10 protein-coding genes are annotated in these 21,004 nt (G+C 62.5%); 7 read left to right on the forward strand and 3 right to left on the reverse strand.

Translation table 11 applies throughout. The features are described 5' to 3' along the window. Positions 1-97 precede the first annotated feature (97 nt). The 5 genes from BFP99_RS22295 to BFP99_RS22315 all read left to right on the forward strand — a co-directional run bounded on the left by BFP99_RS22295 (position 98) and on the right by BFP99_RS22315 (position 6,327). Positions 98-1,441: a 3-oxoacyl-ACP reductase gene (locus tag BFP99_RS22295; RefSeq protein WP_065948218.1), complete on the forward strand. Its 1,344-nt coding sequence runs from the start codon at positions 98-100 to the stop codon at positions 1,439-1,441. A 4-nt stretch (positions 1,442-1,445) separates the two neighbouring features. Next, positions 1,446-2,336: a MaoC/PaaZ C-terminal domain-containing protein gene (locus tag BFP99_RS22300; RefSeq protein WP_065948219.1), complete on the forward strand. Its 891-nt coding sequence runs from the start codon at positions 1,446-1,448 to the stop codon at positions 2,334-2,336. Continuing rightward, entirely contained in the window at positions 2,333-3,631 is a 1,299-nt protein-coding gene (locus BFP99_RS22305) for an acetyl-CoA C-acetyltransferase (RefSeq protein ID WP_065948220.1), read from the forward strand. Before BFP99_RS22300 ends, BFP99_RS22305 begins: the two co-directional genes overlap by 4 nt. Before the next feature lie 31 nt (positions 3,632-3,662). Beyond that, positions 3,663-5,366 (forward strand): AMP-binding protein, encoded by a 1,704-nt coding sequence (locus tag BFP99_RS22310; RefSeq protein ID WP_065927125.1) that lies wholly within the window; start codon positions 3,663-3,665, stop codon positions 5,364-5,366. Between the two features lie 112 nt (positions 5,367-5,478). Next, positions 5,479-6,327: a hypothetical protein gene (locus BFP99_RS22315; RefSeq protein WP_141690807.1), complete on the forward strand. Its 849-nt coding sequence runs from the start codon at positions 5,479-5,481 to the stop codon at positions 6,325-6,327. Positions 6,328-6,399: 72 nt separating this feature from the next. Here the strand turns inward: BFP99_RS22315 and BFP99_RS22320 are convergent, their stop codons facing one another. Further along, entirely contained in the window at positions 6,400-7,515 is a 1,116-nt protein-coding gene (locus tag BFP99_RS22320) for a Gfo/Idh/MocA family protein (RefSeq protein ID WP_065948222.1), read from the reverse strand. A gap of 298 nt (positions 7,516-7,813) precedes the next feature. Here BFP99_RS22320 and BFP99_RS22325 point away from each other — a divergent pair, with 298 nt between their 5' ends. Further along, the gene (locus tag BFP99_RS22325; protein ID WP_141690812.1) at positions 7,814-8,842 is read left to right on the forward strand and encodes a WD40/YVTN/BNR-like repeat-containing protein; all 1,029 of its coding nucleotides are present in this window, start codon (positions 7,814-7,816) and stop codon (positions 8,840-8,842) included. A gap of 15 nt (positions 8,843-8,857) precedes the next feature. Further along, positions 8,858-11,233, forward strand: a complete 2,376-nt coding sequence (locus BFP99_RS22330) for an efflux RND transporter permease subunit (protein ID WP_065948224.1) — start codon at positions 8,858-8,860, stop codon at positions 11,231-11,233. 54 nt (positions 11,234-11,287) lie between these two features. On the opposite strand, the gene BFP99_RS22335 is transcribed toward BFP99_RS22330, so the two are convergent. Both BFP99_RS22335 and BFP99_RS22340 read right to left on the reverse strand, forming a co-directional pair. After that, positions 11,288-15,958, reverse strand: coding sequence for a dermonecrotic toxin domain-containing protein (locus BFP99_RS22335; protein WP_083221239.1), 4,671 nt, complete (start codon positions 15,956-15,958; stop codon positions 11,288-11,290). A 44-nt stretch (positions 15,959-16,002) separates the two neighbouring features. Then, positions 16,003-20,880, reverse strand: coding sequence for a dermonecrotic toxin domain-containing protein (locus BFP99_RS22340; RefSeq protein ID WP_065948226.1), 4,878 nt, complete (start codon positions 20,878-20,880; stop codon positions 16,003-16,005). Positions 20,881-21,004: the final 124 nt, after the last annotated feature.

Raw genomic sequence — 21,004 nt, forward strand, 5'->3', positions numbered from 1 at the left:
CGAGCAAGCTCGCTCCTACATGACTGGCATTAGGGCTTGCCCCCTCCGACATGGATCGGGTTTACACGGCAAGTTTGTGTGGTGAGTGGATCTATCTATGAGTGACAGCTACCTATCGTTCGTCAATTCCCCCTGGGGCCGTCGCCTGGCCCAGGTGGTGGGCTTGCCCCAGCCCGTGCCGTTGCAGCGTCACCGCAACGGCCAGCCAGGCCTGGCCAACCCGGTGATTGTCGCCGGGGCAGGGCGCCTGGCTGCGCAGGTGCAAAAGGTGTTCAGCGCCACCGACACGGTCACCGCCACCCCGGCGACGCTCAAGGCGCCGTCCACGGTCAAGGTGCAGGGCGCAGTGTTCGATGCCAGCGGCATAACCGGCTTGCAACAACTGGGCGAGCTCTATGAGTTCTTCCACGCCAACGCCAAACGCCTGGGCCAACATGGCCGCGTTGTGGTGCTGGGCACCGCGCCGGAACACTGCACCGAGTTGCCCCAGGCCATCGCCCAGCGTGCGCTCGAAGGCTTGGTGCGTTCATTGGCCAAGGAGTTGCGCCGGGCGATCACCGTGCAGTTGTTGTACGTGGCTCCGGGAGCGGAAGTCGCACTGGACAGCAGCCTGCGTTTCTTCCTGTCGCGGCGTTCGGCCTATGTGTCGGGGCAGGTGGTGCGCCTGGAAAAACCGGTGGATGGGCAGGTCGCAGTCAATTGGGACAAACCCTTCGCCGGCCGACGCGCGCTGGTCACCGGTGCTTCCCGAGGCATTGGCCTGGCCATCGCCCAGGTCCTGGCCCGCGAGGGCGCCCATGTGGTCTGCGTGGACGTGCCCCAGGCCCGGGACTCGCTGCAACAGGCGGCCGCGAGTGTGGACGGTTCGGCGCTGCCTTTGGACATCACGGCAGCGGACGCCGCTGCCCAGTTGCATGCCCATGTCAGCCAATACGGTGCCTTCGATGTGGTGGTGCACAACGCCGGGATCACCCGCGACAAGACCATCACCAAGATGACGGAGGCGGCCTGGCGCAGCGTGCTGGCGGTCAACCTCGAAGCACCGTTGCACCTGAGCAGTGCCTTGTTGGATAGCCAGGGCCTGAATCCGGGGGGGCGTATCGTGTGCGTGTCGTCGATCTCCGGCATTGCCGGCAACCTCGGGCAAAGCAACTACGCCACCTCCAAGGCCGGCGTGATCGGCCTGGTGCAAGGCCTGGCCCCGCGTGCGGCGGCGCAACAGGTCACGGTGAACGCGGTGGCGCCGGGGTTTATCGAGACCCAGATGACCGCAAAAATTCCGCTGATGATTCGCGAAGCGGGGCGGCGCATGAACTCGATGTCCCAAGGCGGGCAGCCGATCGATGTGGCCGAAACCATTGCCTGGCTGGCGCACCCGGCGTCGGGCGGGGTCAATGGCCAGGTCGTGCGCGTGTGCGGCCAAAGCCTGCTGGGAGCCTGAGTCCATGGACTACGTGACGCAGATCATCGACCCACCGCCATCACGCACGCGCCTGTTGCTGGACGGCGTACGTGGCCTGCGCAAACCCAAACTCGACGGCGCACCGCTGTTGCCCAGGGAGCGCCTGGTGCGCTCGGCGGTGGAATTGTCCGCTGCGGGCATTGCGGCTTACGGCCGTGCCTGTGGCTTTCGCCGCGAACAAGGCGTGCCGCTGTCGTACCCCCATGTGCTGGCGTTCCCCCTGCACCTGATGCTGCTGACCCGTCCGAGTTTTCCGTACCCGGCCAGTGGCATGGTGCACCTGGCCAACCGCATCCGGCAGCACCAGCGCCTGCAGGAAGGCCAGGCGCTGCGCCTGGAAGTCTTTTGCGAACGTTGGGTGGCCCACGCCAAGGGCCAGGCGCTGAGCATCGCCACCCGTGCCTACAGCAGCGGCAGCCTGGTGTGGGAAAGCGACAGCCTGTACCTGCGCCGCGCGGTGAAAGGTCCCGTCGGCGAGCCATGGGAGGACGCGCTGGCGTTGCAGGAGGAAGGCCTGTTGCGCACCCAGCGCTGGGTGTTGCCGGCCGATCTGGGGCGGCGCTTCGCCAAGGTCTCCGGGGACTTCAACCCGATCCACACCTCACTGATCGGCGCCAGGCTCTTCGGTTTTCGCCGCGCCATCGCCCATGGCATGTGGACCCTCGGCCGCGCATTGGCCGCTCAACAACCCCCCGGGGGCGTGGGTCAGGCCGAAGCCCATTGCGACTTCAAGCTGCCGATCTTCCTGCCCGGCCAGGTCGCCCTGTGGCAACACCCCGTGAGCGGCCCGCAGCGCGAATTCGAAGTGCGCAATTTCGCCGGCGACAAACCGCATATGCGCGGGCTATTTGTCTGGAATGAGAGCCCTACATGAGTGACTACAGCTTCAATCCGGCCCCGACCCGCCGCGTGGCGATCATCGGCGGCAACCGCATCCCGTTCGCCCGTTCCAACACGGTGTATGCCCACGACAGCAACCAGGACCTGCTGGTGGCGGCGCTGCAAGGCCTGGTCGACCGTTACAACCTGCACGGCCAGCGCCTGGGCGAGTTTGCCGCCGGCGCGGTGATCAAGCATTCACGGGATTTCAACCTGGCGCGTGAATCGCTGCTGTCGACCACCTTGTCCCCGCAGACCCCGGCCTACGATGTGCAGCAAGCCTGCGGCACCGGCCTGGAAGCGGCCTTGCTGGTGGCGAATAAGATCGCCCTCGGCCAGATTGACGTGGGCATCGCCGGTGGTGCCGACACCACCTCCGACGCGCCCATCGGCATCAATGAATCCCTGCGCCACACCTTGCTCGCGGCCAACCGCGCCAAGGGCATGGGCGACAAGGTGAAGGCGCTGCTGAAGGTGCGTCCGTCGATGTTGTTCAAGCCGCTGTTGCCGCGCAATGGCGAGCCGCGTACCGGTTTGTCCATGGGCGAACATTGCGAAGCCATGGCCCAACGCTGGCAGATCAAGCGCCTGGCCCAGGACGAGTTGGCCCTCACCAGCCACCAGCGCCTGGATGCCGCGTATCAGCGCGGTTTCTTCGACGACCTGATCAGCCCCCATCGCGGCCTGGCGCGGGACAACAACCTGCGCGCCGACGCCAGCCTGGAGAAACTCGCCGGCCTGTCCCCGGCCTACGACCGCCAGCACGGTACCCTCACGGCGGGCAACTCCACGCCACTGACGGATGGCGCCTCGGTGGTGCTGCTGGCCAGCGAAGATTGGGCGGCGGCCCATGGCTGGCCGGTGTTGGCCTACCTGCGCACGGGCGAGACGGCGGCGGTGAATTTTGTCGACGGCAGCGAAGGCCTGCTGATGGCGCCGGCCTACGCCGTACCGCGCATGCTCAAGCGTGAAGGGCTGAGTTTCGCCGACTTCGATTTCTTCGAGATCCACGAAGCGTTTGCTGCCCAGGTGCTGTGCACGCTCAAGGCCTGGGAAGACGCCGATTACTGTCGTGAGCGCCTCGGCCTGGACGCGCCACTGGGGGCAATCGACCGCGCCAAAATGAACGTCAACGGTGGCTCCCTCGGCTGCGGTCACCCGTTTGCCGCCACCGGTGGCCGGCAATTGGCGGTGCTGGCCAAGGCCATTCATGAGCGGGGCGGCGGTCGCGGCCTGATTTCCATCTGCGCGGCGGGCGGGCTGGGCATTACCGCTATCGTCGAAAAGTAGCCCCATCAAAAACAACAATAAGGAGACTGCCATGAACGCTATCAGCCTGGAACACACCGAACGGGTCTGGTTGAACGCTTACCTGCCCGGCGTCCCGGCGGACATCGATGCCGGTATCGAGGACTACCCGTCGTTGCGCGAGGTGTTCCTGGAGCACCTGGAGAAATTTCGCGAGCGGGTCGCCTACGTCAGCATCGGCACCGAAATGACCTACGCCGACTGGCAGGTGCAAGGCATTGCGTTCGCCGCCTGGCTGCAGGGCCAGGGCGTACAGAAGGGCGACCGCGTGGCGCTGATGATGCCCAACTGCTTGCAGTACCCGATCTGCCTGCTGGGCACGATCCTGGCCGGCGCGGTGGTGGTCAACGTCAACCCGTTGTACACCGCCCATGAGCTCAAGCACTTGCTCAAGGACAGCGGCGCCGAAACCGTGGTGATCTTCGAAAACTTCGCCCACACCCTGGAAAAAGTCATCGCCGGCAGCAGCATCAAGCGCGTGGTGGTGGCCGCCATCGGTGATCTGCTTGGCAGCTTCAAGGGCGCGGCGATGAACTTCATCCTGCGCCGCGTGCAAAAGCAGGTGCCGGCGTTCAACCTGAGGGGCTCGGTGCGTTTCAACCAGGTGTTGAAACAGGGCCGCGCGCTCAACCACTTCCCGGTGGACATGCATCTCGACGACCTGGCCTTCCTGCAATACACCGGCGGCACCACCGGGGATGCCAAGGGCGTGATGCTCAGCCATCGCAATATCATTGCCAACCTGTTGCAGGCCAAGGCCTGGGTCGGCGACCAACTGGACCAGGACAAGCAGGAAACCAACGTCACCCTGCTGCCGCTGTACCACATCTTTTCCCTGACGGTGAACTGCCTGATGTTCATGTGCCTGGGCGGGCGCAACATCCTCATCGCCAACCCGCGGGATGTGAAGCGGGTGCAGATGATCCTGCGCAAGGAGCGCTTCAATGGCATTGCCGGGGTCAATACGCTGTTCAACGGCTTGCTGGAGAATAAGGAGTTCTGCGCCCGGGACTTCTCCGACCTGCGCATGGTGATCGCCGGCGGCATGGCCACGCACACGGCGGTGGCCAAGCGCTGGAAGGACGTCACCGGGCTGCCGATCATCGAAGGCTACGGCCTCACCGAATGCTCGCCGGTGGTGAGCATCAGCCCGATCGACATTGCGCGCATGCGCGAAATGGAATTCACCGGCAGCATCGGCGTCCCGCTGCCGTCGACCTGGGTGCGGTTTATGCGTGAAGACGGCGAGCTGGCCGATATCGGCGAGCAAGGCGAACTGCAGGTGCGCGGCCCACAGGTGATGCAGGGCTATTGGAAGCGTCCGGACGCCACCGCCGAAGTGCTCGACGCCGAGGGATGGTTGTCGACCGGTGACATCGGCGTGATGGACGAACGCGGCTATATCCGCCTGGTGGACCGCAAGAAAGACATGATCCTGGTCTCGGGCTTCAACGTGTACCCCAATGAAATCGAAGACGTGGTGGCGCTGCACCCGGGCGTCGGCGAAGTGGCGGCCATCGGCGTGGAAGACGGCGTGACGGGGGAGAAGGTCAAGATCATCGTGGTGCGCAAGGACCCGAACCTGACCCAGGAACAGCTCCTCGCCCATTGCCGCGAATACCTGACGGGCTACAAGGTGCCCAGGTATGTGGAGTTTCGCAGTACCGAGTTGCCTAAAACGACAGTGGGCAAAGTGCTGCGTCGAGCCTTGCGCTAGAAAAGCAGGAACTGATTCGGACAGGCTTGCCACATAAGGACTACTTGCAACCCAGCGTTATCGCTGTGTATCTGCGTCCTGGTGCGACGCTGGACAGGCAGGTGAACACTTTTTGGCCAAACCGGACTGGAGACATCAAACGATGTTGGCGCCTGCTCTTGATAAACCTGTTACTTCCTCACGCCTGGACTCGGAGGTGGATCAGGGCAATAGCTCTTCCCCAAAACCAACGGTGAATTCGTCCGCCACTCCGCAAAAGAGCGCCTCAATCAGCTTTCAGTCGAGTGACACCCCGCGGTCGCCGGCGTTTTACGCGAACGCGGATACCGCCGGCTTCGAGGCGCGTGACCGTGCACAGCAGATCAAAGCAGGTTATTGGCCCCTGGGGGTTATGAGCAATTTCAAGCTGTTCGTCCGCCACTGCTTTGGCGCCCAGCGCCCTCCAAGTCCCGACCCGTTCCCCTGCAGGCCCTGCTACGGTTTCGGTAGCAAGAGCAATGCGGACCTATCACGCATGCTGCTCGACAGGTTCGATGACTTCAAGGCACCCAATGGGTTCATCACCAAGGACGGCCTGAAGGATATGGCCGGCAAACCGCTGACCGGCGATTATGAAAAAGACCAGAATATCCGCCTGGCACGGGAACTGATGAGGCGTGGAGGCCTGGTCGATGATATGGACCGTCACCATATCACCGGCGGGCTGGATGGCCTGATCGATCGAAACAACCTCAACATCACGATGTTTAAAAACCAGAATGACAAAGAGTTGGCCCGAGAGCTGATGCGTGATGTCGATCTGTTCAAGGCCCCGCAGTGGCCCTTCCACCTCAGCCTCGAAAAACTGCATGAAGTTGCCAACTGGACCGTTACCAGGCATCCCTACTTCGGTCGCCAGGCCTGGCTGGCGAAGGAACTCCTCAGGCGTCCCGACATGCTCGACAGGCTTCACTTCCGCTGATTGAGAGGTGTGCAGGTGATCTGAAAGTCGGGAGGGGGGCTTGCCCCTCCCACAAGGGTTTTGCATTGCGCTTCAGAGCGAGTTTAGGTTGACCCAGCGTTCTTCACGGGCCGCCACACGAATCGCCGTCGCCAGCCGTTCCACCTCCCACGCCGCGTCAAAGTCGGTGCCATCCGCGCCCTGGCCGGCCAGCGCCATGATCAACTCCTGCACCTCCAGGGTCTTCAGCTCGTTGTAGCCCAACTGATGCCCCGCCGCCGGGCTGAACGCTGCGTAGCCGGGCAGGGCAGGGCCGGCCAGCAAACGCTGGAAACCGTCCTGGCCGACACGGCACAGGCGCAGTTCATTCAAGCGCTCCTGATCGAACGCCAACGTGCCCTTGGTGCCGCTGATCTCGAAACTCAGGTGGTTCTTGTAACCGTGCTTGAGCCAACTGCTGCTCACCGTGCCGCGCGCGCCGTTGGCGAAGCGCAGCAGGGCGTGCACCTGGTCATCCACGGCGATGGCTTTCTGCTCGGCGCTGCCTTTGACGGCCGGGCGTTGGGCGTGGACGGTCTGGGTGTCGGCACACACGGCGGTCACATCGCCCACCAGGTAACGCGCCATCGACAGCAAGTGGCTGCCCAGGTCCGCCAGGGCGCCACCGGCATGCTCCACTTCACAGCGCCACGACCACGGTGACGCCGGGCCGGCCATGAAGTCTTCGCTGAACTCGCCCTGGAAGCTGATGATGTCGCCGAGGTCACCCTCGGCAATCAATTGCCGCGCCAGGCCGATCATCGGGTTGTGCTGGTAGTTGTAGCCGACCCGCGTCACCACCCCGGCTTCGCGGGCGGCCTGGCGCATGGCATCGGCCTGCTCCAGGCTGACCGCCAGGGGTTTTTCGCAGTACACCGCCTTGCCCGCTGCAATGGCCGCCATCGCCATGGGAAAGTGCAGGTGGTTCGGCGTGGTGATGGCCACCACATCCACGGCCGGGTCGTCGATCAGCGCCTGCCAGTCACCGTGGGCCTGGGCAAAGCCCCAGGCCGTGGCACAGCGCTGGGCGCGTTCGGTGTCGGCATCGGCCAGGGCGGCCAGCTTGAGGTGTACCGGCAGTTCAAATACCGCCCGGGCATTGTTGAAGGCCAGTGCATGGGCGCGGCCCATGAAGCCTGTGCCGATCAAGCCGATTCCGAGTTCACGCATAGCCGTGGTCCTTTGGATTATTGTTTTCAGGAAGGCTATTAATGGAATAAAAATTCCCATATTTCAATAGATGGAATAAAAATTCATTAATCAGCCTGGCTGATACCCGCCTATTCAGGCATGGCCAAACGCCGTCAGTTAACAAAAGATAACGTAGCACCGATTGTCAGACGATTCGAAAGCCCGATAGGATGGCCCCTGCTTCCTCCAGGCGCTCTAGATTGCAGGTTTCAGGGCCCGGGAAGGCGAGACGACCTAACAATAATAAATGGGAGAAAGGTCTATGAGTGAGCCTGTCATGGGTTGGGTTGTTTGCCGCCCACGCGCCGCACGCAGGGTTGCGTTGCTGGCCGCAGCGCTCTCGCTGTTTGGGACTGTCGCGTTGTCGACGGTCGTCCAGGCCGCCAGCGATACCTCTTTTGCGATTGAATCCCCCAAGGCCGCCAAAGGCCTGATGATCGATGTCGTCCATGCCGGCAAGCGCCTGGTGGCGGTCGGTGATCGTGGGCACATCCTCTATTCCGATGACCAGGGCAGCACCTGGACCCAAGCCAAGGTCCCCACCCGGCAACTGCTCACGGCGGTGTATTTCGTCGATGACAAGCAGGGCTGGGCGGTGGGCCATGATGCGCAAATCCTCGCCAGCACCGACGGCGGTGCCACCTGGACCCAGCAGTATCAAGACCTCAAGCGTGAAGCGCCGTTGCTCGATGTGTGGTTCAACGATGCCCACCACGGCCTGGCCGTGGGCGCCTATGGGGCGCTGATCGAAACCACCGACGGCGGCAAGACCTGGGAAGACGTCAGCGACCGCCTCGACAATGAAGACCAGTTTCACCTCAACGCCATCGCCCGGATCAAGGACGCCGGCCTGTTTATCGTCGGCGAGCAGGGCAGCATGTTCCGCTCCAGCGACGACGGTCAGACCTGGGAAAAACTCGAAGGCCCCTACGAGGGCTCGCTGTTTGGCGTGATCAGCACCGCACAACCCCAAACCCTGCTGGCCTACGGCTTGCGCGGCAATCTTTACCGCTCCACGGATTTCGGCAGCACCTGGGAACAAGTCGAGCTCAATGCCGCACGCGGCGCCCTGGAGTTCGGCCTGTCGGGGGCCACCTTGCTCGAAGACGGTTCGCTGGTGGTGGTCGGCAACGGCGGCAGCGTGGTGGTCAGCCATGACGACGGCCAGACCTTCAGCGTGTTCAATCGCCCCGACCGTATTTCATTGTCGGCCGTCACGGCGGCAGGCAACGGCAACTTGATTCTGGTCGGGCAGGGTGGTGTTCGCGTCGCCACACCCACTGGCGCCGAACCGACAAAACAATAAGAAGGCGGGGAACGCATGAGCAGTCATCACAACGATAAAGCGACCTTTCTTGAGCGCCTGATCTTCAATAACCGCCCGGCAGTCATCGTGATCTGCCTGCTGGTGAGCATTTTCCTGTTCTGGCAGGCGACGTTGATTCGCCCGTCCACCAGCTTTGAAAAGATGATCCCCCTCAAGCACCCCTTCATCGAAAAGATGATGGAACACCGCAACGACCTGGCCAACCTGGGCAACACGGTGCGTATCTCGGTGGAGGCCAAGGACGGTGACATCTTCACCAAGGAATACATGGAGACCCTAAGGCAGATCAACGACGAGGTGTTCTACATCTCCGGCGTCGACCGCTCGGGCCTCAAGTCGCTGTGGAGCCCCAGCGTACGCTGGACCGAAGTCACCGAAGAAGGCTTCGCCGGCGGTGAAGTGATCCCGCAGAGCTACAACGGCTCGACGCAAAGCCTCGATCAACTGCGCAACAACGTGCTTAAGTCCGGCCAGGTCGGACGGCTGGTGGCCAACGATTTCAAGTCGAGTATCGTCGACATCCCGCTGCTGGAGTCCTACCCGGACCCGCAGGACCAGGGCAAGCTGCTGGCCCTGGATTACCGCAAGTTCTCCCATGAACTCGAAGACAAGATCCGCGACAAGTTCGAAGCCCAGAACCCCAACGTCAAGATCCACATCGTCGGCTTCGCCAAGAAGGTCGGCGACCTGATCGACGGCCTGGTGATGGTGGTGCTGTTCTTCGGCGTTGCCTTCGTCATCACCCTGGTTCTATTGCTGTGGTTCACCAACTGCCTGCGCAGCACCATCGCCGTGTTGAGCACCACACTGGTGGCGGTGGTCTGGCAACTCGGCCTGATGCACTTCTTCGGCTTCGGGCTGGACCCGTACTCGATGCTGGTGCCGTTCCTGATCTTCGCCATCGGGATTTCCCACGGTGTGCAGAAGATCAACGGTATCGCCCTGCAATCCAGCGAGGCGGACAACGCCTTGACGGCCGCGCGGCGCACCTTCCGGCAACTGTTCCTGCCGGGGATGATCGCGATCCTCGCGGATGCCGTGGGCTTTATCACGCTGCTGATCATCGATATCGGCGTGATCCGCGAACTGGCCATCGGCGCGTCCATCGGCGTGGCGGTGATCGTGTTCACCAACCTGATCCTGCTGCCGGTGGCGATTTCCTATGCGGGTATCAGCAAGCGTGCCATCGCCCGGAGCAAGAAAGACGCGCACCGCGAACATCCGTTCTGGCGCCTGCTGTCGAAATTCGCCAGCCCCAAAGTCGCGCCGGTCTCGGTCCTGCTCGCGCTGGTCGCCTTTGGCGGCGGCCTCTGGTACAGCCAGAACCTGAAGATCGGCGACCTCGACCAGGGCGCGCCGGAGCTGCGCCCGGATTCGCGCTACAACAAGGACAACAACTTCATCATCAGCAACTACTCCACCAGCTCCGACGTGCTGGTGGTGATGGTCAAGACCAAGGCCGAAGGCTGCTCGCGCTATGAAGCCATGGCGCCCATCGACCAGTTGATGTGGAAGATGCAGAACACCGAGGGGGTGCAGTCGGCGATCTCGTTGGTGACCGTGTCCAAGCAGATGATCAAGGGCATGAACGAGGGCAACCTGAAATGGGAAACCCTGTCGCGCAACCCGGATGTGCTGAACAACTCCATCGCTCGCGCTGACGGCCTGTATAACAACAATTGCTCCCTGGCACCGGTGCTGGTGTTCCTCAACGACCACAAGGCCGAAACCCTCGACCGCGCCGTGCATGCGGTGCAGGACTTCGCCAAGGAGAACAACAAGAACGGCCTGGAATTCATCCTCGCCGCCGGTAATGCCGGGATCGAAGCGGCCACCAACGAGGTGATCAAGGAGTCCGAGCTGACCATCCTGATCCTGGTGTACCTGTGTGTGGCGACCATGTGCATGATCACTTTCCGCTCCTGGGCCGCGACCCTGTGCATCGTGCTGCCGCTGGTGCTGACCTCGGTGCTGGGTAACGCGCTGATGGCGTTCATGGGTATCGGCGTCAAGGTCGCGACCTTGCCGGTGGTGGCGTTGGGCGTGGGGATCGGCGTGGACTACGGCATCTATATCTACAGCCGCCTGGAGAGCTTCCTGCGTGCGGGGTTGCCGTTGCAGGAAGCCTATTACCAGACGCTCAAGTCCACCGGCAAAGCGGTGCTGTTTACCGGCCTGTGCCTGGCCATCGGTGTGTGCACCTGGATTTTTTCGGCCATCAAGTTCCAGGCCGACATGGGCCTGATGCTGACCTTCATGCTGTTGTGGAACATGTTCGGTGCGCTATGGCTGTTGCCGGCGCTGGCGCGGTTCCTGATCAAGCCTGAGAAGCTGGCGGGGCAGAAGGGTAATTCGCTGTTCGCCCACTGAGCCTGCAGCCTGTGGCGAACGCGTAAGTGCCGCCGCCACAGGCTATTGCCGGTCTCACGACTCGAAGGACAGGAACCAGCGTTCAGCCAGCTGTTTGCCGATCAAGCCTCGATGCACATTGACGATGGCCTGGGGACTTTGCGCCTTGGCCAGCAGGCTGTAATAGCTCTCGCGGCGTTGCTCACGGGTTTTCAAATGGGCGGCCGTGTAATCGGCCTTGGGCGTATTCGCGCCGGGGTAGTGAAAGTGCGCGTACCACAGCGTAAAGCCTTTCGCGTCGTTGATCGCGTACTCCTGGATGAAGTCACGGCGTGGGCCACCCAACTGAATACGTTTGCCCAGCAACGCAACGTTCGCCTGTTGCTGGTCGATGAGGTATTCGAGGTTGGCATGGGTGGGCGGCAGTTGCAGGCACAGTTGCAAACGTAACGCCTGGCCTTGGCTGTTCAACCGCGAGTAGGCCTCGCGCAGTTGCACCACCAGCGCTTGGTCGGCGGCGCTCCTGCTAGCCTCGGGTTGGGCTTCGATGGCACGGTGCAGCTCTGTGGCCAAGGTGTCATAGCGCACGGCTTCATACTGCAAAATTTCCTGCACTTCCTGCGGGTGCCTGGAGATTTTTCGATAGGCCTCCCCCCGGTTCAAGTGGTCCTGAAGCATGGCCAGGAGTTTGCGTGCCTGGCCCTTTACTACGCTCAGGCTACGGGTCGGCGCCGGCGGTTGTGGGGCCGGCGCCTGGACGAATTCAACCCATTCATCACCGCTTTGTGAATACATCCCCAGCAACTGGTCGCTGCCCTCGGCGCGAACTTCGACGATATCCACGTTGCCGATGGGCTTGAGTTCACCGATGAATGTGCCTTTGCGGCGGGTCTTGATCACGCGCTTAGGCGCAGCGCCGTGGCTGCTCATCGGGCGTTTTGGCAAGCGCTTGGGCGCTTGTGCCGCCGGTTTGATTTCGCTGGCCAGGCGCTGGCTGGCGTCCTGGTAGAGCGCCTCGACCAGCGTGAACAGTTTGCTGCTGTAGGTGTGGTCGAGGACTTCGGCATCGAGGATGCCAAGGCCCTGCAAGGCGTCGAGGGCACTGCCATAGTGTTCCACCAGGCTCTCCAGTACATTCAGGCGGTCACTGCCCGGCAGTTCAAGGCTGTTGAGTTCGCTGTGGGTGCGTACATGCTCCTGCAAGGGATCGACGATGGTGTTCAAGGCATTGAACAGAGGATGTTCAACGTCTTTGACAATCAAACGCTTCAAGCAGCGAATGTGCAGGTCCTTGACTGCCAGGGCGCTGATTTCGTTCGACCGGTCGGCCGTCAATCCAGTCGCACTCTCGGCGCCGGCAGGGCTCAGCTCAAACAGTTGTTCCAGGGAGCGGTCCTTGAGCTCCAGCCAATGAATGCTGCGTTCATTGATCTCCAGCAGCCGCTGGAGAAACTGCCGGTAGCTCGCCGGCTCACCAAGCACCGCCAGGTACAACGCCGGGCCTTCGCGGGTAAAGCGTTGATTGGCGCGATAGAGGGCTTGCCGGTCATTTTCTGCCACGACCACATGCTTGCGCGTATTTTTGACGGTATTTTCCAGGATGCGCTCGAGCGGTGTAAGCGGTAATGCGATGCCCAGTTCGCCCCGTTCCTTGGCGCTGTCCAGGATCTTCTGAAATTCCGCTGTCTGGCTGTGCAGCGCGCTGTCAAATTGTTTTCGGATCCGGGCCCGTTGGGTTTCTCCGATCGTCGGGTCCTTGTCGGCTTTGTCCATGGCCGCTTGAGCTTCATCGGCGGAGCTCTGCAGCGACGCCTGGCCTTTGAGAAATTGCTCATACTCGGTTTGCAATTGGCTGATACGCATCGCTTTACGTTGGCGTTCGGCGGCAACGCGGCCCAGGGGCATGCCACCGCGCAGGCGCAGGCGGGTATCGATCGTCCACGTGCCGGGCGTCTGCGTCCTTAGGTAAGGGCCGCTGCGATCAGGGTCGGCGGGATCCACAATCACCACGCTGGCGTCGTGCCCCAGGCGGACTTGAAACAGCTCACCGTCAACCCGTGCATGCCAGGTGGTGCCGATCAAGTACAGCCCCTTGCGCGGACCGTTGAGCACCGGCTGCGGCAACGTGGCAGGTGGTGTGACCCTGAAGGTTTGCAAGCGCATGCGCTGGCTGTGGGTGAGGCGCTGGTGGGCCTGGGCAAAGCTGAAATCCAGGGCGGTGTGGTTGCCCTGCGGCAGCTCGCCGGGCAGGGCGACGGTGCCTTGGCGAATCTGGGCCGGCGCAGGCACCGGCCATTGTTCGGCGCTGCGCCGTGGCAGCGCGGTGGCGGAGGCGGGCGGTGTGACCGCCAACGGCAGCGGGCGCCGTGTGATGGGCGTTGCCGGGAAGTCCAGCAGCAACAGCGCGACGTTCAGCAACAGGTCGATGCTGCCCTGTTCACGGACCTTGGGGTTCTGGCTGCCGAGCGCCTGGATGTCTTGCGTCAGGCTGGTCGTGATGGCCAGCAACCACCCCATCAGCATTGCCGGGCCGCGCAGCACGGGTTGTATAACACTGAAGAACAGCAAACCGCTGCCTTCGCGCAAGGTCTGCCAGCGACTTTCACTGTTGGACACGGAGGCTCGGTCAGCCTGTTGTACCAAGGCGCGGGCGTTATCGCTGAACAGGTACTGCATCAGGCTGCCCGTGACCAGGCACTGCTGCAATTCTTCGTTGATACCATCGAGTGCCAGGGTCGCCGGCGGCGGCGTTTCCCTGGGGGCGAACTCATCGCCCTGGCCGAACCGCAGGTAATGGGGTTCGTGAAAACCTCCGTTGTCGTAGATCGGCCTGGTGTTGTCGGGCAGCCAGGTCAGGATGCTGGCTTGCATGTCGCCAGGTGCGGCGATCGCGGCCAGCAGGTCGGCGTGGCTGGCGTACTCGTGCAACGGTTGGGCATAGAGCGGGCGAAACAGCAGGTGCGGGCCGCTGCTGACGTCCTGGAACTCAATGATGTACATGTTGCTCACCACGTCCGGCTGGGCGGCGGGGCTGTGCAGCAGCGCCAGATGACGAATCACCACTGCACGGCCGTCGAGTTGCTGCTCGCTGCTGGTGGCCTGCATCAGGCACTCGACCATGCGTGCGCCCACGGGCGTCACACCGGCTTCGCGCTTGAGGCTCAACTCCAGCGCCAATAGCGGCAGTTGTACCGACAGGTGTTCAGCGAACAGCGTTTCCTGGGCGCGGGCCTTGGCCGTATCGCTGAGCAACTGGTCCTTGAGGTAATGGGGGTAATGCTGGCCGATATCCACTCGCTCAACCAGGGCGATGACGTAGGCCGGTGTCAGCCACGCCGGTAAGGGGGTGCCCTGGCGATGGGCGAGGGTGAACTCGCCGCTGGGACGACCACTCAGGTTTCTGATGGCCAGCTCCGTGAGGCTCATGCGCACGTGCTCGACAATCCCGGCACCACCCGGGTAACCGGCGGCAACCACGAACGTCAGCTGCACATCATCCGGGTTAAGCCCCTGTGTCGGGATCTGGTCTGGACCGTTGCCGACGGCTGTTTCACGGCCCATTTCGCGTTGTAGGGCCGCAACGGTAAAACGTTGGATGTCTTCAATGTCGGTGGCAAGGGCCGGGTCCTGTGCGCGTTGTTTCAGGCCCGCCAGGGCCAAGGTGTAATGGCGGTAGCGGGCACGGTCGGCGGGGCTGGCGCCACGCAGATTCTGCGGTAGCTGCGCACGCACGCTGGCGAGTGTTTGCGCAGGGGCTTGCAGGGCGTCGAGAAAGCACAGCCCTGGGTCGGTGATTTCCAGGTACAGCGTGTGCAGCGTCTGCTGGTCTTGGCCGAGTGGCAGTTGCAGGGCGCCCAGGCGCGTGAGTTGCTGGTTCAGAATCATCGACGCCTGGTGGTCGAAGATGGAGCCTTCGGGTTCGTAACGATTACAGGTAATCGTGCTGGCCTGGTAGTGCGCCGCCAGGCGCTCGCCCCAGGCCTGCAAGAGCGCGTCCATTGAGGCAAAGGATTCGACTTGCCCGTTTGGCGCACACAAAAGGGCTGGCGCCACGCCGTTGATGGCGCGGGTCAGCACCATGTGTTCGGTCAGTTGGCGATCGGCCTGGCCATTGCTGCTCAGCGTGGTCTCAAGCCCATAGGCGAGCACGCTGTGGTCGCCGTGTTTGGCCAGGCGTTGTGCACGGTCCGGGGTGGTGATGAGTTGGTCCAGGGTTTGCCAGGCGGCCTCGTCCAGTTCCGGCTGGCGCAGGGTGCTGGCGCGCAAGGTGCTCCTGAGCATGTCGCTGAGCCAGCGCCAGCGGCTGACTGTTGTGTCTGACGGGGCATTCCAGTACTCGGCCAATGCGTCTTGCAGGGCAATGGGCAGGGTGGGCGGCAGCGTCTTGATCAGCGCCTCAATGACTTTCATGTCCGGCCCAGGCGTCTCGGTGCCGGGTAGCTTGAGGCGCTTGGGCGGGACATCCGACAGGTAGTAGGGCAGATGGTCGACTTCGTTGAAGTCCAGTGGTCCACCTTCGGCCAGGTAGCGCTGGATAACCGTCATCAAGGGGGCCAGGGTCCAGCCACCTTTCCCGGTGGGGGTTGCCAGGCGTGTGCGCGACAGGTCGATGATCAAGTCGGGGTATGTTTGGGCAATGGCTGCGCCGAGTAAGGGTTGGATCACCGCCTCCAGGGAGGGGCGACTGGCAAATTGGGCACTGACGGCCTGGGCGGTCAGCGCATGAGTAGTGGGTGTTGCGTGCATCGACATAAAAATCCTTTTTATGGGCGGTCAGCCCGACGCGGGGTTTATTCAGGTATCAGGACGAGGAACAGTTGTTGGTCCAGCGGCCGGTTGATGGGGCTGTAGAGGTCATTGACGATCACGTGGCTGTCCGGGCCTGCCTTGGCGATCAGGTCCTTGAAGGTGGTGAACCGGTGTTCCGGGCGTTTGAGGTGGGCGGCGGTGTAGTCGCCGCGCGGGCTGTCGGCGCTGCTGTAGTGAAAATGCGCGTACCACAGCACGTCGACGCGGTTCCTTTCGCGAATGGCAAACTCCGAGACATAGTCATTCGCGCCAGTGCGCTGCGGGCCATGCACCAGGCCGATATCCACGGCGGCATGGCGACGCAGGTAATCAATGTTTTCCTGGCGCGGACGCTGGGCCTTGTAGCCTTCTATGCAGTGTTGCTCACCCTGACGGCGCAGGTCCGTTGCACGCATGCGCAGGCGCTCCAGGGCCTGGGGGACATCAGGCTTATCCAGGTGATGGGCCTGGATTTCATCGGCAATCGCCTCGATTTTCCTGGCTTGGTGGCCGAACATGTCATTCCAGTCTTGTGGGTTGACGTCGTCACGGCGCTGCGGGTCGGCCAGTTTGCGTTTCTGAAACTCGATGGATTTTTCCAGGGCGGTGATTTGATCGATCAGCCGCTGAGCTTCCGTACGCAGGGTCGCCAGGGCTCGCTGGCGTGGCACGGGTGCCGGGCGCTGCGGCGGTGCGTCGACGATTTCCACCCAGCCTTCATGGGGATGCTCCATGAACCGCGCGCTGATTTCGTCGGTCAGCGGGTTTTTGACCACAATGGTTGGAAAGGGCATCTCGGCGTCGGGGGGCAGCAGGTTGCCCACCAGTGTTCCTTTGTCCCGCGACCGGAACACGCGCTTGGTCGGGGATGGCAGTTGCGCTGGTTTGAAACGCACGAACTGGGCAGGCAGGAATTCATCCTCGCGCAGTACATCCGCCAGGTCTGTCTCGGCCGCGGCGCGCAGGGTTTCCAGGCGCTCGATCAACAGCGGCATATAGCGCGGACGCAGCAGTGTCGAGTCCAGTTCCATCAGCATGCGGTGGGCCTGGAGGCGCCGGCTGTAATGCTCGATCACGTTCACCAACACCTCTTTGCGCTCGGCAGAGGTGAAGCCTTGGGTGGTCAACAGGTCGATGTACGAGTGCTCTACGGAGACCTGAGGGAAGTGCAAGGTCTCCAGCCGCGCCATAAAGTATTCTTCCTGGGCGGTGGCTGGCTCCCTCAGCTCATCAATGCTCAACGCCGCCAGCAGGTCGAGCGGCTCGACAATGGCACAGAGGCGGTTGTAGAAGCGCCGATGGGGCATGGCATTGAGGAACTTCAGGCGCTCTGCCGGCCCGGTCTTGAGGCGGTTCGCCATCTCTTCCAACGTCATGTCGATAGCAATCAGGGACTGGGCATGGCGCTCGGAGGTGGCAAAGTGCATTTCAGTCATATCGAGCAACCGCTGATTGGCCGGCTCGTCGCGCTCCATCCGCAACAGGTCGTTCATCAGCTCGCCCCGATCAGACACAAACGTGGCGGTGTGCAGTGACGCCAGGAAGCTGACATCCACCTCCTGCGCCGCCAGCAGGGTTTGGTACTGTTCCAGGCAACTGGACTCATAATCGAACTTGCCATCGGCCGCCTTGACCTGCGCGTAGGCGTCGATTATTGCGCGGCGATTTTGCTGTAACTGCTCGGTGACCGGGGCGTACTTTTCATAGGCCACGAGAAAGTGCAAGCGAGCCCGGGTCCTGTTACGCGCCTCAACGGCGTGGGCGCTGACGGCTGACGGGTCATTAGGGGACAGGCGCAGGCGTTGCATTGCATGGGCCAACTCGCGGTCGCGCACTTCAAATTGTTTCTTGGTTGCCGTCACGGTGTCGAACAAATGGGCGGTTTGGTCAATTTGTTCAAGGATCTGGCTTTCCAGGCGAGTGACCTTCAGCCACGCCTCTGCACGTTGCTGTTCAATTTGCGCCAACTTGGCCTTGAGTCGGTTTTTCGGCCCCCCTCCACGCAGTTTGAGACCCAGGTCCAAGGCCCAGCGTCCTTGCCCGTCGTAGCTGAGCTTAAAGCCTGGGTGCAGGTTTTTTTGTGGATTGACGATGAACACTTCGCCTGCGTCGGGAACGATGCTGACCTGGAACAGCAGGCCGGCTACCGAGGCATGCCACTGCTGACCAATGCGGTACAACCCTTTGAAGGCACCCAACTCGACCGGAGAGGGAGCGGGCACCGGCCAGGCTACGTGGTGCTCGAGCAACGCGTTGAACAGACGGCGTCGGGAACCGTCACGCGCGGTGGAGTGGATGAAGTCCACCTCGGTACGATCACTCGCAGGCGGCTCGGACGGCAGGCCAACCGGGCCTTGTTCAATCTTTGGCGCAACGTGTGCAGACGGCGTGGGAGGTCGTCGCAGCAAGGTACTCAAGGCCTTGGACACGGGCGGTTTGGCTGGGGTGAAAGCGGGCTCGATTGATGGATGTTGCGCCGACGCCCTGTGTATCAGTAACAGGCCGATATTGAGCAGGACATCGACCCAGGCCAGTTCGCGTGCGACCGGGTCATCGCCGTGCAAGGCCTCCAGGTCATGTTGCAGGCTGACGGCCAGTTGTACCATCCAGCCCGCGACCATGGCGGGGCCGCGCAGCAACGGCAGCAATAGTGCGTTGAACAGCAGCCAGCCACCCTCCAGCAAAATCGCCCAGCGGCTTTCGGCGTTGGACACGGCGTCACGGTCGGCCAGGTCGACCAGCGCCCGCGCGTTGCTGCCGTACAGGTATTGGGTCAGGTTGCCAGCGGCCAACGACTGGGCGAGAGACCCCAGCACTGCATCCCCGTTGCTATCGTCCGCCAACTGCGCGGGTGCCGGTGCCGGCCATTGCACGGTGTCGTCGCCCTGGCCAAAACGGATGATATGCGGGCTGACAAAGCCGTTGTTGCTGTAGATCGGCCGGGCGTGGTCGGGTAGCCAACTGAGCACACTGTCTTGCAGGGGGCCAGGCTCAGCAATGGCGCCCAACAGCGCGTCACGGCTCGCAAACTGGCGTAGCGAGTCCGGATACAGCGGCCGGTAGAGGATATGCGGACCGACCTGACGGTCCGACGCCTCGATAATGAACATGTTGTTGACCACATCCGGCTTGGAATGCGGTGTGCGGTGGAAGGCCAGGGCGTGAATCACAATGCTCAGGTCGTCGACCACCCGGTCTGCGGCGCTGCGCTGCATCAACGCCTGCACATAACGGTAGCCTTGCCAGGTCATGCCATGCTCGCCCCGTATCTTGTGCTCCAGGGCCTGCAGTGGCAGGCGCACGCGCAATGCTTGGTCGAACAACGCTTCACGGCGTTGGGCTTCACTGTCGTTGCCCAACAACAGGGCCCTGAGGGTGGTGGGGTAGCGTTCGCCGATATTGGTGCGAGCGATCAGCCCCTGGGTGCTGGTGAACAGGCCTTTTTCTCCCAGCAGGTAGTCGGCGTTCATCCAGGCCGGTATCGTCGCGCCGGATTTGGAGCGCAGGGTCAGGCTTCCCTGGGGCGCGGCCGCCAGGTTCTTGATCGCCAATTGCGTCAGGCTCATGGACACGGGCGTGAGGTAGCCGCTGCCCAGGTCGCCGACGGGTACATGGAAGGTCAATTCAAGGTCGTCCGGATCAATCGTCGTGACCTCGGGATGATCGGCGTGGATCTGTTCGAGCAAGGTATTGCGCGTGAAGTCATGCAGGTTCTCGACGCCATCCAGAAACGAAGCCCCCGCTGTTTGCCGGTGTACGCGTGCCAATTCAGCCAGCTGTTGGCGGTAGGCAAAACGATCACCGGGTGTCGCTGTTTGCAGCCACACGGGAAGGTTCGCCTGGAGGGTGTGCTCAAAGGTCGGGCTCGGCGCCGGGGCCTGGATGAACCAGGGCGTGGGGTCTGTGGTGTCGGCAATGCGCTGTTCCAAGGCGTTCAGGCCGTCGCTGGCCGGCAGCACGACGGTGCCGAGCGCTTCCAGTTGTTGGTTAAGCAGCAAGGCCGCGAGGGTGTCGAAGCTATTGCCGTCGGGCTCATAACGTTTGATGGTCACGCTGTCGGCCAGCACCTGGCGCGACAGGTCCCGCCCCCGCGCCTGGGTGAAGGCTTCAAGGGAATCATGGAACTCCAATGTGCCGTTGCTGCGGTACAGCATGACGTTTTGTGCCTGCACCACCAGCAATTCGGGTTCCATGATGTTGGCGGTGTGGCTGCCCTGGACGATGCTCGTTTCCAGGCAATAGGCATGCACCCCGCCTTGCACGGGCGTCGGGCGCGTTCTTTGGTCCGGGTAAGCGGTCAGGTGGTGCAGCGCCGCTTGTTGTTGCTGGTACTCGGCCGGTAACAGGCTGGCGGTGCTGCTCAAGCCTGTGGCCAACAGGTCGCCCAGCCATTGCCAGCGGATAGGGCCGGTGTCGCCCGGCTGGTTCCAGTAGTCTGTCAGAGCGTCCTGGAATACCGTCATCAGGGTGGGTGTCAGGTCGAGGATTTTCGCCTTGATCAGTTGCAAATCCGGCTCTCTGACCGCTTCGGCCTCATAGGTCAGGGGATGGGGCGCTCGGTTGGTCAGGAAGCAGCGGCGCCCGTCGATGACCGTGTCCGTGTCTAACAGCGTACCGCTGCCCACGTAATCGAGCGCCACATCCAGCAAGCGCTTAAGGTCCCAGCCCCCGACCAGGTTAGGGACCGCTAGCCGGGTAAGCTGCACGTCAAGGTCCAGCGGCGGGTATTGCTCTTTGATCGCTTTTTGCAGCATTTGCCCGAACACCGCTCTCAGGCTCGGGCGCGAGGCGAACTGACGGCTGACCGCCTGGGCCGGGGCGTCGCTGTGTTGGGTAAAGGTCGGGGGTGTGGGCGGCAGCGGGGGGGGCGTAGTTGGCATAGCAGATTCCATTCCGTGGCTGAAGAAGTGTCGTATCGGCCCAAGCATGGCGACTGGTTGGCGGGGAAAGGTGGTAGTCGATTACCGCAAGAGGGGAAACGCGCGCGAGATTGGCCTATCATCA

Origin of the sequence: Pseudomonas sp. 1 R 17, from assembly GCF_900067035.1 — a bacterium.
Lineage (GTDB): Bacteria > Pseudomonadota > Gammaproteobacteria > Pseudomonadales > Pseudomonadaceae > Aquipseudomonas > Aquipseudomonas marginalis.